10 protein-coding genes are annotated in these 13,950 nt (G+C 45.0%); 3 read left to right on the top strand and 7 right to left on the bottom strand.

Translation table 11 applies throughout. The annotated features are described in order from the left end of the window. Positions 1-15: 15 nt before the first annotated feature. Positions 16-2,124: a SusC/RagA family TonB-linked outer membrane protein gene (locus tag ACYVBM_RS11690; RefSeq protein ID WP_460685842.1), complete on the bottom strand. Its 2,109-nt coding sequence runs from the start codon at positions 2,122-2,124 to the stop codon at positions 16-18. On the opposite strand from ACYVBM_RS11690, the gene ACYVBM_RS11685 reads away from it, so the two are divergent. Both ACYVBM_RS11685 and ACYVBM_RS11680 read left to right on the top strand, forming a co-directional pair. After that, positions 2,086-2,796 (top strand): carbohydrate kinase family protein, encoded by a 711-nt coding sequence (locus ACYVBM_RS11685; RefSeq protein WP_460685841.1) that lies wholly within the window; start codon positions 2,086-2,088, stop codon positions 2,794-2,796. The two genes, ACYVBM_RS11690 and ACYVBM_RS11685, sit on opposite strands and share 39 nt — an antisense overlap. A 71-nt stretch (positions 2,797-2,867) precedes the next feature. Next, a complete protein-coding gene (locus ACYVBM_RS11680; RefSeq protein ID WP_460685840.1) occupies positions 2,868-4,568 on the top strand; it encodes a phosphodiester glycosidase family protein in 1,701 nt (566 codons plus the stop codon). Positions 4,569-4,600: 32 nt separating this feature from the next. On the opposite strand, the gene ACYVBM_RS11675 is transcribed toward ACYVBM_RS11680, so the two are convergent. The 4 genes from ACYVBM_RS11675 to ACYVBM_RS11660 all read right to left on the bottom strand — a co-directional run bounded on the left by ACYVBM_RS11675 (position 4,601) and on the right by ACYVBM_RS11660 (position 8,942). Further along, positions 4,601-5,353 carry a GntR family transcriptional regulator gene (locus tag ACYVBM_RS11675; protein ID WP_460685839.1) on the bottom strand — a complete coding sequence of 251 codons (753 nt, stop codon included), beginning with the start codon at positions 5,351-5,353 and terminating at the stop codon, positions 4,601-4,603. 320 nt (positions 5,354-5,673) lie between these two features. Then, complete coding sequence (locus ACYVBM_RS11670) at positions 5,674-6,429, bottom strand: LytR/AlgR family response regulator transcription factor (protein ID WP_460685838.1); 756 nt, start codon at positions 6,427-6,429, stop codon at positions 5,674-5,676. Positions 6,430-6,437: 8 nt separating this feature from the next. Then, the gene (locus ACYVBM_RS11665; protein ID WP_460685837.1) at positions 6,438-7,541 is read right to left on the bottom strand and encodes a sensor histidine kinase; all 1,104 of its coding nucleotides are present in this window, start codon (positions 7,539-7,541) and stop codon (positions 6,438-6,440) included. Further along, entirely contained in the window at positions 7,542-8,942 is a 1,401-nt protein-coding gene (locus ACYVBM_RS11660; protein ID WP_460685836.1) for an efflux transporter outer membrane subunit, read from the bottom strand. Positions 8,943-9,161: 219 nt separating this feature from the next. On the opposite strand from ACYVBM_RS11660, the gene ACYVBM_RS11655 reads away from it, so the two are divergent. Further along, positions 9,162-9,401: a hypothetical protein gene (locus tag ACYVBM_RS11655; RefSeq protein ID WP_460685835.1), complete on the top strand. Its 240-nt coding sequence runs from the start codon at positions 9,162-9,164 to the stop codon at positions 9,399-9,401. A gap of 9 nt (positions 9,402-9,410) precedes the next feature. On the opposite strand, the gene ACYVBM_RS11650 is transcribed toward ACYVBM_RS11655, so the two are convergent. Both ACYVBM_RS11650 and ACYVBM_RS11645 read right to left on the bottom strand, forming a co-directional pair. Further along, a complete protein-coding gene (locus ACYVBM_RS11650; protein ID WP_460685834.1) occupies positions 9,411-12,536 on the bottom strand; it encodes an efflux RND transporter permease subunit in 3,126 nt (1,041 codons plus the stop codon). A gap of 15 nt (positions 12,537-12,551) precedes the next feature. Then, a complete protein-coding gene (locus ACYVBM_RS11645) occupies positions 12,552-13,691 on the bottom strand; it encodes an efflux RND transporter periplasmic adaptor subunit (protein WP_460685833.1) in 1,140 nt (379 codons plus the stop codon). Positions 13,692-13,950 lie beyond the last annotated feature (259 nt).

The following is a 13,950-nucleotide window of genomic DNA, read 5'->3' as shown; positions in this document are numbered from 1 at the left end:
AGTAGATTGATTTTATTAAAACCTGATGGAAACACCTGCCGAATAAATAGAAGGTACGGGAAATGTATTTTCTCTTACAGTAGTACCTGTTTCAGGATCGCCGCCTTCCCATTTGGTAAAAGTGGCCACGTTCTTTGCGCTCAGGAATAATCTTAATGAGCTGATGTGCCGGTTGGTGATCCAGGGCTGCGTAAACGAGTATGACAGGGAAATATCCTGTATCCTCACAAACCCCCGGGATTGCAATCCCAGGAACCTTGCATCTGCCGAATAATAGGCCGAAGGGTAAATGTTACTTTTATTTTCCGGTGTCCAGTAGGGTTTTGAGCTCATATTGTCGTTGAAGCGGTTAGTCCTTGTAAGGTAAGCGGCGGCATTACTTCTCTGGTAAAACCCATTGCCACCAAAGATGCCGGTTACCAGGGCGTACAGTTCAAAATTCTTATAGGTAAAGGTATTGCCCAGGTTCAGCCTGAAATTTTCTTTACCGTAACCCAGGATCTTGCGGTCAGCTGCACTGATACCCGCAACATTATCCAGGTCTTTATACATCGGGCTGCCCGGTTCTGCCCCTGTTAGCCGTATATAAGCCGTGTCGGTTGCCTGCACAATACCGATTTGCTCATAACCGTATATTGCGCTCAATGATTTTCCTATAAATAAGCTATTGGCTATGTCATCATCTTCTTTGCCATCGCCGTCCTTATCCTCTCCATACAACCGTGTCAGCTTGTTACGGTTTTGCCAGAAGGTAACCATACTGCTCCAGCTAAAATCTTTTTGTTGTACGTTAACGCTTCTTACCGTAAGCTCGATCCCCTTATTATCCACCTCTCCCATCGAAGCACGAATAGTTTTAAACCCGGTCATAACAGGAATTTCACGAACAAATATCTGGTCGGTAGTTTTGGAAACATACATATCCAGATCTATAAACAGCCTGTTCTTTAGCAGGGCCGCCTCAAATCCGGCGTTCCAGGATTCGGTTGTTTCCCAGCCCAGGTTGGCATTACCCAGTGCTGATTGTATAAGCCCGTAAAATATTCTTCCCGGCGTGTTTGAAAATTCATACCGCACCCCGCCCGAAGGGCCATTAGCAACAGCAGATAAAGTGCCGTAGGGCTCTATGCCCTGGTTACCGTTTTGCCCCCAGGAAACTTTAAGCTTCAGGTTATTGATATACTCATTTCCTTTTAAGAAATTTTCATTTGAAACAGCCCATGCAAGGCCTACTGCTCCAAAATCGCCCCATTTTGTATTGGCGCCGAAAACGGAGGCTCCGTCCCTCCTGTATGATGCTGATAAAAAATACCTGTTTTCAAATATGTAATTGATACGGCCCAGGTACCCTATATTAGCCCGTCTTGAATTATTCAGGTCAATTCTTTGCGTGGTAGCCTTATGAAGTCCCCTTGCACCCAATATGGTATTTCCATTTAAAGCAAAATCGGAACCAATAATATTTTCCTGCTGGTAACGCCAAAGGTCCCTGGTAGCCACCGCCGTAGCATTAATGCTGTGCTTGCCAAAAACATTTTTATAGTTAAGGATATTGTCCACCACATAGCTATAGGCAGCGTTGTTATCTATATTTCCGTTGGCGCTTGTTAAAAAACCCTGCAATACTGTGGGGCTGTAACGGGCAATACCTTCTCCTTCTGCAACAAAATAGGTTTCATAATTGAAGTTGGCCGATTGGTTTTTATCCTGGTTGATTAAATAATTGAGCCGGTAACTTAATCCCTTAACGAAGGGTACATTTACCACCAGGTAACTGTTCAACCGGAAATTATTTCTCAGGTCTTTATTATACCGCGTACCGTCATCCACACCCCATAGCGGGTTCATTAACGACTGTGTGTAGGGCCATTTTTCAAGGTTGCCCAAAGAATCCCTGTACATCACTCCGTATGGAGACATTAACTGCGCTGCACCAATATTGGCCGGCAGGCCCGAATAATCCCGCTTTGAAAAACCACCATCCAGGCCAATCTCCAGCCATTTGGTAATTTTCGTATTTATTTTTCCCAGCAGGGATATACGCTCAAAATCATCTCCTTTAAACCTACTTCTTTTACCGATGTAATGACAGTAACCGCTACCGGTAAACGAACTTTTTTCCATAACAGGGGAGCCAACAGGTTTTTCCGGGTAGAGGATGATCTATTGAAAAAATCAAATGCGAAGATATTTTACCTGGCCTACCTGATGTTGCTGGATCACATGGATTCTTTTTCGGGCAGCCAGACTTATGCCTCCAAAGCATTTGCTAAAGCCAAAGAAGCAGGATTTATTACGGCTACAGATATTGTGAGCGTAAGAAATGAACATTTCCCGAAAGTAGTAAGCTCATCGCTGCCTTATGTTGACTATCTTTTTATCAATGAACTGGAAGCAGAATTGCTGACCGGCATACAGCTCACCCATACCGGTCAAATGCCGGACACAGACGCTTGTATCAGAGCCGGTAAACTGATATTGGATATGGGCGTGAACTGCTGGGTGATACTGCATTTCCCGCATGGCGCTATTGCATTCAATAAGGCCGGAGAAGTGGTAAAACAAGGCAGTATAAAAATACCGGCTGAATTAATAAAAGGAGCGGTTGGTGCCGGAGATGCATTTGCCGCAGGCACTTTAGCAGGTATTCACCAGGGCAGCAATATGAGCGAATGCCTGAAAATGGGCGTTGTTTCTGCCGCTTCCTGCTTAAAGGAAGCATCCAGCTCCGCAGGGCTTATGCCGCTTGCTCAATCCTTACAGCTGGTCGAAGCCTATGGCTTTCGTGAGTTTTAATTTTTCAATCTTGCTGCCCCGCGTTCATAAAAGCACGGGATGAACTTATCTATTCAACAAAACTTTAAAAAATGATACACCGCATATTGTACTTCATGGTTTGGGTGCTTGTTTTCAGTTCCTGTAAAAAAGATACACCATCCAGCCCATCCCAGGAATCAATAAAAATAACAGCCGTTTCGCCGGCTACAGCACAGTTCGGAGATACTGTTACCATAACAGGAACCAATTTCCCTGCAAACCCTACTGTAAAATTCAGGGAAACTGCTGCATGGGTTATCTCCTCCGGTACTACGGAAATCAAAACGATCATGCCTGATACTGACGCAGGCGTTCTGCGCATTTTGATCAGCTCCGGCAACCAGGCTTCTAATTATTATAACATAACGGCCGTATCATCCGTTAAAGAGATCATGGTTCGGGGAACTAAATATCTTGTAGATACCGTTTCCAGTTTTGACGCCGGGCCAGGCATCCGTTTTATGTCGCTTACTCTTGCCAACCCGTTGGCACCATTGAAGGTTTCCCTGCTTGAAATGGACCGGAATAACCAGTACCTCGATTTTAAACCGGTGCTCGGCGGCGATTCTATCACGCATCGCGAAACAATTGTGAGCATGTCCCAGCGAAAATCCAAACCCGGCGAAAATTATGTAGCCGGCATCAATGGTGATTTTTTTAATACCACTACCGGCAGGCCTTTGCAGGGTACTGTTATTGATGAGATGGTAGGTATACTGCCCACCAATCCTGCAGAAAATTACCTGGCAATAGATGCTGCAAAAAAAATGTATGCCGGTAAGCTTGCCTATTCCGGCAGTGTTACTACAGCAGCTTCATCCCTCAGCATTGCAGATGTAAATAATACGAGAAATACCGGCCAGCTAATTCTTTATAACAAATACAATGGAAAGAGCACTAAAACCAATGCTTCCGGCTCGGAGGTGGTTGCAGTACCGGTAAGCGGCAGTACATGGGGCTTCAACAAGAATATAAGCCTGCGCGTATCACAGACCAATTTTGATGCCGGGAACAGCGCCATCCCCGAAGAGGGCGCAGTGCTCTCCGGAAGCGGGACTGCCGCTACATTCCTTAAAACATTAAGTGTGGGAGATGTTGTTACTGTAAGATTGAATCTTATAGCTACCGAAACTTCGGACCTTGCCATTAAACAGGTAATTGGCGCGCATGATTATATGCTGAAAAACGGAGGCTTCATTAACGGAGACTGGAACGAAAGGCACCCGCGTACAGGCGTTGGTTTTTCGGCAGATGGCAACAAAATCTATTACATCGTAGTGGATGGCCGTTTAACCACATCGGTAGGGGTTACCACGTACGAGCTGGCTGATATTCTAAGATTATCCGGCGCAGCCTATGCCGTCAATTTAGACGGTGGAGGCTCGTCTGCAATGTTCATTAAGGAGGTTGGCGTAGTTAATACACCCAGCGATGGCACTCCCAGGGCTGTTGGTAATGCCCTGTTTACAATTTCATCGGCACCCGGGGACAATCAAATAACAAAGATCGCAGCAGATAAATACAATATGCGTGTTACAAAAGGACAGCGCATTACTATCAAGGCGCTTGGGTATAACCAATATGGCAGCCTGGTAAATGCCAACCTTGGCAACGTTTCATTATCCTGCCCGCCTGAGCTTGGAACCATCAGCGGCAATACTTTTACTGCCAGTACCACCAACTCAATGGCGGGTAATATTAAGGTGTCATACAATGGTATGAATGCCTATGTAAAAATCCGTATTTATTAAAAAGGCAATTAACAGGAAGGTCTACTAAGAAGTTAAGACTGTTTGGGTGTTAATGCTTCCCGGGTGCTTGTTACAGAATAAATAGCATTATTAGCCTTATAGTACCCGATATTGTATTCGATAGGTGTTTTATAATTATCGAATACCAGTCTTTTCCTAAAAAGAACAGGCGATTTTTCTTCTATCTCAAATTTTTCGGCGATGAATTTATCGGCGCTTTTTGCGCTGATCTCTTCCTGGGAGTGATGCACAATGATCGAGTAATCGGTTCTTAATATTTCATAAAGCGGGCGGTTAAAGTCTTCTTCCCCGGTGAGGCCGATATTGGGATTGAAATAGGATATAAAATAAACGAAAGGATCATCGGTTTTACCACGCAGCCTTTCGAGCTTCAGCACTTTCTCGCCTTTTTTCATTGAAAAAAATTCAAATATTTCCTTTGGTGGATTGCACCAGCTGATGTGCATTTCGAAATTTCGGATAGGTATCCCCCTGGAATTCATTTCCTGCGAAAAACTAAGCCATTCTGTTGCCTTAGCCGGGATTACCTGTTTGGCAACCGTGGTTCCCACTCCTTTCTTCCTGGTCAAAAGGCCATCATATACCAGCTTATTGAGCACATGCCTGAGCGTTGACCGGGAGATTCCCAGTTGCTTCGCTAAATCTATCTCTTTGGGCAGCAGCTGTCCATTGGCGAATTCGGGTGAAACAATTAATTTCCTGATAAGCTTTTCTGCCTGTATATGGAGCGGTAACTCGCTGTTACGGTCAAGTTTAGATTTCATTTATGAGCTCTGTCGGTTAATAAAACATAATAAAATTAATAATTAATCCGGTTACGAAAAAAACTCATGTCGTTTTCCTATTACTGCTGGTTCCGGCTAACTCTATTGAATGGTTAGCGAGTTCTGATGAATGGTTTGAAGAACTTATTGAAGATATAATATTATTACACGTAGCAGCTATACCTGCTGGCTCATACCCATTTTAAAAAATGGTAATCATAAAAAAGATTCCCCGGCACGATAAAATTTATTTATCAGGATTTGATTTCCAAAATGTTCCACTGCTCCAAACGTTCTCCATACCTTTTACAAAATTCGTCCTACCTGTCCAGCCATAATTTAAACAAAGGCATTTTGATGCGGCTTACAATGACCGCTGCCTTCCGGTCGCGTTTCAAAACGATCTTCGCTTTCTCGCCGAAATACTTGTGAATGCTTTCGATGCTATCGATATGCAAGATGTATTGCCGGTTTACCCGGAAAAAAAACTGCGGATCAAGTTGCTCCTCCAGCTCTTCCAGATTGTACGGAACCGTGATGGAAGAGCCGTCCAGCAACCTGAAGGAAACCGTTTTATGCTCCAGGAAAATATAATCGATTGCTTCCACCGGAATCATTTTGTAGGTTTCGCGGTAGTGCAATAAAAAGCGACTTTTATATTTCTTTTGCTGCGTACGGAACATATCCAGCAGCAATCCTATATCATCACCGGAAAACTGCGGCTGTATGCGTTTCACTTTCTCCAGGGCCTCTTCCAGTTCTTCCCGGACGATGGGTTTCAGCAAATAAGCCGCACCATATACTTTAAATGCCTGCAAAGCATATTCATCATAGGCAGTGGTAAAAATGACCGGCGCCTGGATGTGCACTTTCTTAAAGATCTCAAACGACAATCCATCTGCCAGGCGTACATCCATAAAGATCACATCGGGTTGCGGCTGCGTATTGAACCATTCCACGCTTTCCTGGATGGTAGGCAAAACCGCCAGCAATACTGCCGTATCATCGTATTTTTCTATGGTACTTTTCAGTAATTCGGCGTTGTGCTGCTCGTCTTCAATGATGATATAATTCATAACCTGATTTATAAATTTAACAAAGGCAGTTTCACTTCAAAACGGTTATCTGTTATAGCAATTTCAGGTATTTTTCCTTGCAGTAACTGATACCTTTCACGAATATTTCTCAAACCCATCCCGGTACTTTTATAATCAATATTGATGCGTTGCAGGTTGTTTTTTACTGCAATCGTTCCATCCCCGAGGCTCTTAATGGATAATTGCAGCGGTTGCCTTACTGTGGAGATATTATGCTTAATCGCATTTTCCAATAATAACTGTAAGGTAACCGGCGGAATGCCTTTGCTTTTATCAGCATCACTTACATTCACCCATAAGTGGATGCTTTCCCCGTGCCGTATTTTAATGAGGTGAAAATACATCTCCACAAATTTCAGCTCTTCTTCCAGTGCCACCACATCCTTTTTGCCGGTGGTTAAAATATAGCGGTATACCCTTGAAAGATTCGACAAAAATTCCTGAGCTGCTTTCTGATCAGTTTCTATCAGCTGCGTGAGGATGCTGAAATTATTGAACAGGAAATGAGGGTCCAGCTGCAATTTCAGCACTTCCAGTTCCGACTGCAAGGCATTTTCCTTCAGCTGATGGGCGTGTATCTCAAGCTTGCTGCTTTCAATCACCTTGGCTTTCCATTTTGCAAAAAAGAAAAAAGCATTGTAAAAACTATTGACAAAGGCAGCAACCACCATATTCACCACCAGGTAATACCGTAATGCCAGTTCCATTTCCTGGCTATTGTCAGAAGGTTCGGGCCAGATCCATTCGTAAATGACATTTTCCAGGTAAAGCAGCAGGAACATACAGGCCATGACCACACCGGTAGTGATGAGAAAGTGCACTACAATATTATTTCTGAAAACCAGCCTTTTGTTCAGCCAGCCGGAAAGCAGCCGGATGATCCAGAACAGCAGCGCATACATCATGATGCCCCCCATAATAGTGGCACTGATTTCTGACCATTGCGCTTCCGTGTAAAAATTCCACCAGTTGCTTTGCGGGTTCAGCAGGTACTGGATAAGATTAGCCAGCGCCAGCGAAACCAACACACCGCTCCATTGAAAAAATCCTTTCCGGAGAAGATTGACCGGGGCTGTATCTTTAATAACCATTTAATTTCCGCCTAAAGATTTGTACAAAGCAATGTAAGCATTTATTTCTTTCTGTATCGTCATTGTATACGCTAATTCAGTCTGGAAGTAGCTTTGCTGCACGGTCAGCACCTCCAGGTAATTGGCCTCACCGTATTGATACAATATCTGCGCATCGGCAATCGCTTTATCCATTGCTGTTTTTCTGTTATTCAGTTCTGCCATCTGTTCCCTGATATGATCAATATTGCTTAGCGAGGTGCTTACTTCTTCTACGGCTATCAACACCGATTTCCGGAACTCCTGCACGGCCGCTTCACGCTGGTGCACCGCCTGTTCATAACCCGATTTGATTTTTCTCTTATTAAAAACCGGCTGTGTCAATCCTGCGGCAACATTCCCAAACAGCGAAGCCGGAACCGCCAGCCAATGGGCAATGTTGGTAGCATTAGAACCAGCCTGTGCCGTAATTCTGAGGCTGGGATAAAATTCCGTTCTGGCAATACCCACCCTCGCATTGGCAGCCTGCAACAACAGTTCCTGTTGCTTTACGTCAGGACGGTTTGCCAATACATCCGCCGGGATACCGGCTTTTAACGCTGTTACAAATCTGCTGTTTTTTAAGGAATGTGCACGCTGTACCACAGCGGGATAATTGCCTGCCAACGCCTGCAAGGCATTTTCCTGTGCTTTGATGCTGGCTTTAATTTCGGGGATCAATGCCCTGGTTGCGGCCAATTGAGCTTCTGATTGTTTAATGGCCAGGGAAGTTACCTCTCCTACAGCATACTGTGTTTGCAGCATAGCCAGCGTTTGCTGCATACTCTTTTCCACCTCCTGTGTAATGTGCAGCTGTTCGTCTAAGCTAAGCAGGTTATAATAAGCCTGCGCCGTTTGGGCGATCAGTTGTACCCGCAGGGCCCTGCGATTTTGTGCCTGGCTTAAATAACTGGATAATGCTTCCTCCCTTTGCCTTTTCAGCTTGCCCCAGAAGTCAATATCCCAGGAAACGGCAGGTGCAACATTGTATTCCTGGAATACCAGTCCGCCGCCGAATGAACCCAGCATGCTGTTTTTGGAAAGCCGTTGCACACCTGCATTCACCTGTACATTAATTTCCGGAAGATAGTTGAGCTTTATACTTTTCAAGGTAGCGGCTGTAGCTAAAACCTGTTCTGAAGCAATAAGCAGATCCGGGTTATTGACCATCGCTTTATCTAAAAGGCCTACTAAAATTTCATCTGTAAAGAACTGCTGGTAGGAGGGATTTTCTACAACGCTGCTGTCATTTGTTATAGCAGTATTGCCGAACGATGCGGGGAGGTTCAGCTCCGGCCGGGCATAATCTTTCGTTACTTTGCAGGACTGTACCAGTCCCGCTATCAACAATAAATGGATACTGTTTTTTATTACTGATTTCATCTGATGCTAATTTTACTGCTGGAAATCCAAAAGTAGAAAGCCTTATTCCTTGTATTACTATAAAACTGATTAAACTGATGAAATTGGAAACTAAAGTGGGGAAATGGAGCGGCGGGTGTTTCCAGAAGATTGTATATTTTGGTGTTATGTAACCCCCGTGAACAAAACCTTACATTTCAGGCAAATTTGATTTTCCAACGGTATTTATGTCGACTTGTTATGGAGGCTGCGCTGAAAATTCCTGTAGAGGCTTTCCGGAATTTTGATGAAGAGCAGGCCGTAAATGTGATTGCCAATACTTATTCTTTTCAAGATTTTAAAGACAATGCCGTTGCTTCCGGGTTTAGCTATCAACCAACCTTTAACCCTATTGATAAAATGGTTGAGTTGTATGAGCGTATGTTACAACAACAAAAAGAAATGATTGAGAAGCTGGAGCGGTTAATTGAGGCTAAGTAAATCTCTATCTTATTTACTTACCCCGGATGCCTTGTCCTGCAACCACTGGAAGATCATATACAGAACAGGGATGATCAACACGCCTAAAATCACCCCGCTCAGCATTCCGCCTGCGGCACTGATGCTGATCGATTTGTTTCCAATTGCTGTTCCGCCTTTTGCAAACATCAGCGGTATCAACCCTGCAACGAACGCAAAGGAAGTCATCAGGATAGGTCGTAGCCGCATTCTGGCCCCGGCAATGCCTGCTTCAAAAACCGATAAGCCTGCTTTGCGTTGCTGTATGGCAAATTCCACGATCAGGATGGCGTTCTTCGCCAGCAATCCAACCAGCATAATCAATGAAATCTGCACATAAATATTATTGTCTATTCCCGCCAATCCCGTAGCAATAAATACGCCCAAAATGCCGGTAGGCAAAGACAGCATCACCGCCAATGGCAACAAATAACTTTCATACTGGGCAGCAAGAAGAAAGTAAACAAATAAAATGCTCAGCCCGAATATAAAGAGCATCTGCGAACCCGATTTGCGTTCCTGCAAACTCAAACCGTTATATTCGTAACTGTAGCCTTTGGGCAGCTCTTTTTGCAGGACCTGATCAATAACGCTCATCACTTTCCCGGTACTGGCACCGTTACCCGCAGTTACGTTCACGCTGATGCTGTTGTAGAGATTGTAACGGCTGATGCCTTGCGGACCAAAAACTTTCTTTAGCGTAACCAAAGTTGATATCGGCACCATTTGATTGAGATTGTTACGAATCATAATATTGTCCAGTGAAGCTTCATCTTTCCGGAACTCCGCTTCGGAACGGACGTTTACACGGTACAATCTGCCGAAACGAACAAAATCGGTGGTCTGCGAACCCGTCAGATACAGCTGCAGGGCATCCATTACTTCTTTCGGCGTTAGCCCCAGTTGCTGTGCTTTGTCTTCATTCAGCACCACTTCATATTGCGGGTAATCGCTGCGGAATGTAGTAAATGCCATGCCGATTTCGGGATGTTTGTTCAGCGCCGCAATTACTTTTTGACTTACAGCTTCAAAATCTGAAATATTGCCCGAGGTCCTGTCCTGCAATACAAATTCCACACCGCCGGCATTACCAAAACCTTCCACTGCAGGATTACGGAAAATCAGGAACTCCCCTCTTATTTTACCCTTCATTGCGTTTTCTATTTTGTGCATCACTTCGTTAATGTCGGAGATTTCGCCCCGGTCTTTCGGGTTTTTCAGCGTGATAAAGCCCATTGCGGCATTGGGAGCCGAGCCGGAACTGAACAAACTGAAGCCGGAAACAGTACTGATGCTTTTTACTTCGGGCAGCCCTTTAACGATCTGCGTTGCTTTTTCCATTTCCCGGGTGATGAATTGCAGGTTGGCGCCCGCCTGCAGGTTGACCACGAACGACAGGTTATTATCGTCTTCCTCGGGAACAAAACCTTTTGGGGCGGTATTCATCAGGAAAAATGCTCCGAAGGCAACCAAAACCAATCCTCCTATTGCAATGAGTTTTCTTTTACCCAAAAGCCGGACAGCCCCGGTGTATTTACTGGTTAACCGCTCGAAACCTGCATTGAAGGCTTCGGAAAAGCGTTTCGTGAATTTTTTCTTTGTACCGCTTTCGTCCGTATGATGGTTTCTCAGTAATAAAGCGCACAAAGCCGGGCTTAAAGTCAGGGCGTTCACAGCAGAGATCAAAATAGCAATGGCTAAGGTGTAGGAAAACTGTTTGTAAAACACACCTGCCGGACCTTCCATAAAACCTACCGGAAGAAATACCGCCGACATTACTAATGTGATGGAAACAATCGCTCCGCTGATCTCGCTCATAGCCGAGGCCGTTGCTGTTTTCGCGTTCTCGCCGGTTTGTTCCATCTTGGCGTGAACGGCTTCCACCACTACAATGGCATCATCCACCACGATGCCGATAGCGAGCACTAAAGCAAATAAAGTTAGTACGTTGACAGAGAAACCGATGAGGTACATAAAAAAGAAGGTTCCGATGATGGAAACAGGCACTGCTATTGCCGGGATAATGGTAGAACGGAAGTCCTGCAGGAAAACCAGCACTACGATGAACACCAGAACAAATGCTTCTATCAGGGTAGATTTCATTTGGGAAATGGAAGCATCCAGGCGGTGCTTCATATTCTGGATGACGTCGAAATGGATGCCGTCCGGAACATTTTTCTGGAAGTTTTTCAGGGATCGCTCCACCTCAATGGCAATATCATTGGCATTGGAACCACTCGCCTGCAGCACGGCAAACACTACAGAGGGTTTGCCATCCGTATAAGTATCGCTGGAATAATTGGACAACCCGAACTCAATACGGGCCACGTCACCTAACCGCAGTTTGGAACCATCCGTCTTTGAACGGAGTATGATTTTCTCGAATGCTTCAGGCTTGTTCAGCTTGCCTTTATAGCGTAAAACATATTGCAGTGAAGCATCGGTTTCTTCGCCCAGGCTTCCCGGCGAAGCCTCAAAACTGTACTGCTGTATGGCCGTTTCAACATCTGCAGGCACCAGCCCATACGAAGAAAGTTTGGCGGGGTTGATCCACACCCGGACAGAATAATCTTTCGCCCCGAACAAACTGACATTTCCAACACCCGGAATCCGTTTGAGCTCGGGTATCAGGTTGATGTTGGCATAATTCTGCAAAAAAGCCTCATCGTATTTCTCCGGCTGCTCGCTGCTGATATTTACGATCATCAGGTAGCTGGTCTGCTGCTTGGTGGTAGTTAGCCCAAGGCGGATGACCTCAGACGGAAGCTGTGCATTGCCTTGTGCCACGCGGTTCTGAACATTCACCGCAGCCTGGTCCGGATCCACACCCTGCTTAAAAATAATGGTAATGGAAAAACTGCCATCGTTGGCCGCAGCGGATGTCATGTACTGCATATTTTCCACACCGTTGATGGCCTGTTCCAAAGGCGTAATCACGGACCGGATCACGCTTTCGGCATTGGCTCCCGGATAAACGCCCGATACAAATACCGTAGGCGGTGCAATTTCCGGGAATTGCGTCATGGGGATGCGTAACAATCCTAAAATCCCCAGCAGCACCAGTATAATGGAAATGACCGTAGCCAGTACGGGTCTTTTTATAATCCTGTTCAACATTTTTTAAAAAGATTTTTATTTAGCTGTTTTGGGTGTGATGACGGCATTTTCAGGAACGCTTGCCAGCTCGTTGGCGATGATCCGGTCTCCGGGCTTAAAACCGGATTTTACAAGGTAAAAATCACCCGATTTGGTAAAATCTTTCAGTGTCACACGTTCCATTTTATTTTTATGATCCAGTAAACCCACGAACAGCTTGTCCTGTACCTCGTAAGTGGCCAGAAGCGGTATTTTGTACACGCTTTGTTCTGTTGTTTTTAGAACAATTCTGCCGGTATTACCGGTGCGAAGCAATCCTTCGGGATTACGGAAAGAAGCGCGCAGCATTACCGAACCGGTAGTGGGATCGAATTGTCCGTCCATCATATCTATTTTACCAGGCTGGTTGTACGGTTTACCGTCAGCAAGCAATAAAAGGATGTCCTGAAAGCTTTTCAGTTTCTCCAGCAGATTTGCTCCGCGGCGGGAGGCATTGATCTTCAGGATTTCGTTTTCCGGGAGGGAAAAGTACGCGTAGATCTCATTCACCTGCGACAAGGTGGTTAACGGCTGTGCATCATTGGGCCCTACCAAAGCGCCCAGGCGATTGGGAATACGCCCGATGTAACCGCTCACGGGTGCTTTTACAACAGCAAAACCAAGGTTCACTTCTGCCGATGCCACCAGCGTTTGCTGCTGCTTCACCGCCGCTTTTGCATTTTCATAACCGGTCTTCGCCTTTTGATATGAGAAGTCTGCCACCACTTTATGCTCACTCAGCACTTTGTATTTATCCAGTTCCAGCTGAGCAGAAGCTAATTGCGATTTTGCCATTGCCAGGGCGGCTAAGGCGGTATTTTTCTGTTCGCGGTACACACTGGCATTGATGCGGAACAGAGGCTGCCCGGCTTTTACAAAAGCACCTTCATCTACAAATATTTTGTCGATATAGCCGCTGATCTGCGGACGTAGCTGCACATTATCTTTTGCCTGTAAACTTGCGGGGAATGTCTGGTCAATGACCGCCCCGGTTGGCTGAAGGGTAAGCACCTCTGCCTGTACTGCTGCAGGTTGTTTTGAAGTTTCGTTACCGGAATTTTTACAGCTCTGAATAAAGAGGATTACTGTAAAAAACAGGACGAGGGCACGGATTTTTTTCTTTATAAAACGCTTCATCGGTTGGTTCATTTTGACATTGTGAATGCCAAAAATAAAATGACCGCTTCCTGATCATAAGGTAAATCAGACCGAAGTGATGAAATGGGGAACCGAAATGCGGAAGCCGATACTTAAAAGAAACAGGAGCCTAAACTTTTCTATCTTATATTTTAACCGGCCCTACATATGTTAAGCCCATTCTGGAAAAATACAACGATGGTACAAGGCTTTAAACATATCATCGAAGCTAAAAATTAAATTTTAGCAGCCTGAACAA

The sequence above is a fragment of the Niabella aquatica genome (assembly GCF_054779315.1).
The sequence above is the reverse complement of the archived record's forward strand: the minus strand, read 5'-3'. Positions and strand labels throughout refer to the sequence as shown.

Excerpts from the sequence above, each read along its gene's own strand:
- ACYVBM_RS11650 (WP_460685834.1), bottom strand. The coding sequence starts at position 12,536 with ATGTTGAACAGGATTATAAAAAGACCCGTACTGGCTACGGTCATTTCC.
- ACYVBM_RS11655 (WP_460685835.1), top strand. The coding sequence starts at position 9,162 with ATGGAGGCTGCGCTGAAAATTCCTGTAGAGGCTTTCCGGAATTTTGAT.
- ACYVBM_RS11670 (WP_460685838.1), bottom strand. The coding sequence starts at position 6,429 with ATGAATTATATCATCATTGAAGACGAGCAGCACAACGCCGAATTACTG.
- ACYVBM_RS11675 (WP_460685839.1), bottom strand. The coding sequence starts at position 5,353 with ATGAAATCTAAACTTGACCGTAACAGCGAGTTACCGCTCCATATACAG.
- ACYVBM_RS11645 (WP_460685833.1), bottom strand. The coding sequence starts at position 13,691 with ATGAAGCGTTTTATAAAGAAAAAAATCCGTGCCCTCGTCCTGTTTTTT.
- ACYVBM_RS11690 (WP_460685842.1), bottom strand. The coding sequence starts at position 2,124 with ATGGAAAAAAGTTCGTTTACCGGTAGCGGTTACTGTCATTACATCGGT.
- ACYVBM_RS11660 (WP_460685836.1), bottom strand. The coding sequence starts at position 8,942 with ATGAAATCAGTAATAAAAAACAGTATCCATTTATTGTTGATAGCGGGA.
- ACYVBM_RS11685 (WP_460685841.1), top strand. The coding sequence starts at position 2,086 with ATGACAGTAACCGCTACCGGTAAACGAACTTTTTTCCATAACAGGGGA.
- ACYVBM_RS11680 (WP_460685840.1), top strand. The coding sequence starts at position 2,868 with ATGATACACCGCATATTGTACTTCATGGTTTGGGTGCTTGTTTTCAGT.
- ACYVBM_RS11665 (WP_460685837.1), bottom strand. The coding sequence starts at position 7,541 with ATGGTTATTAAAGATACAGCCCCGGTCAATCTTCTCCGGAAAGGATTT.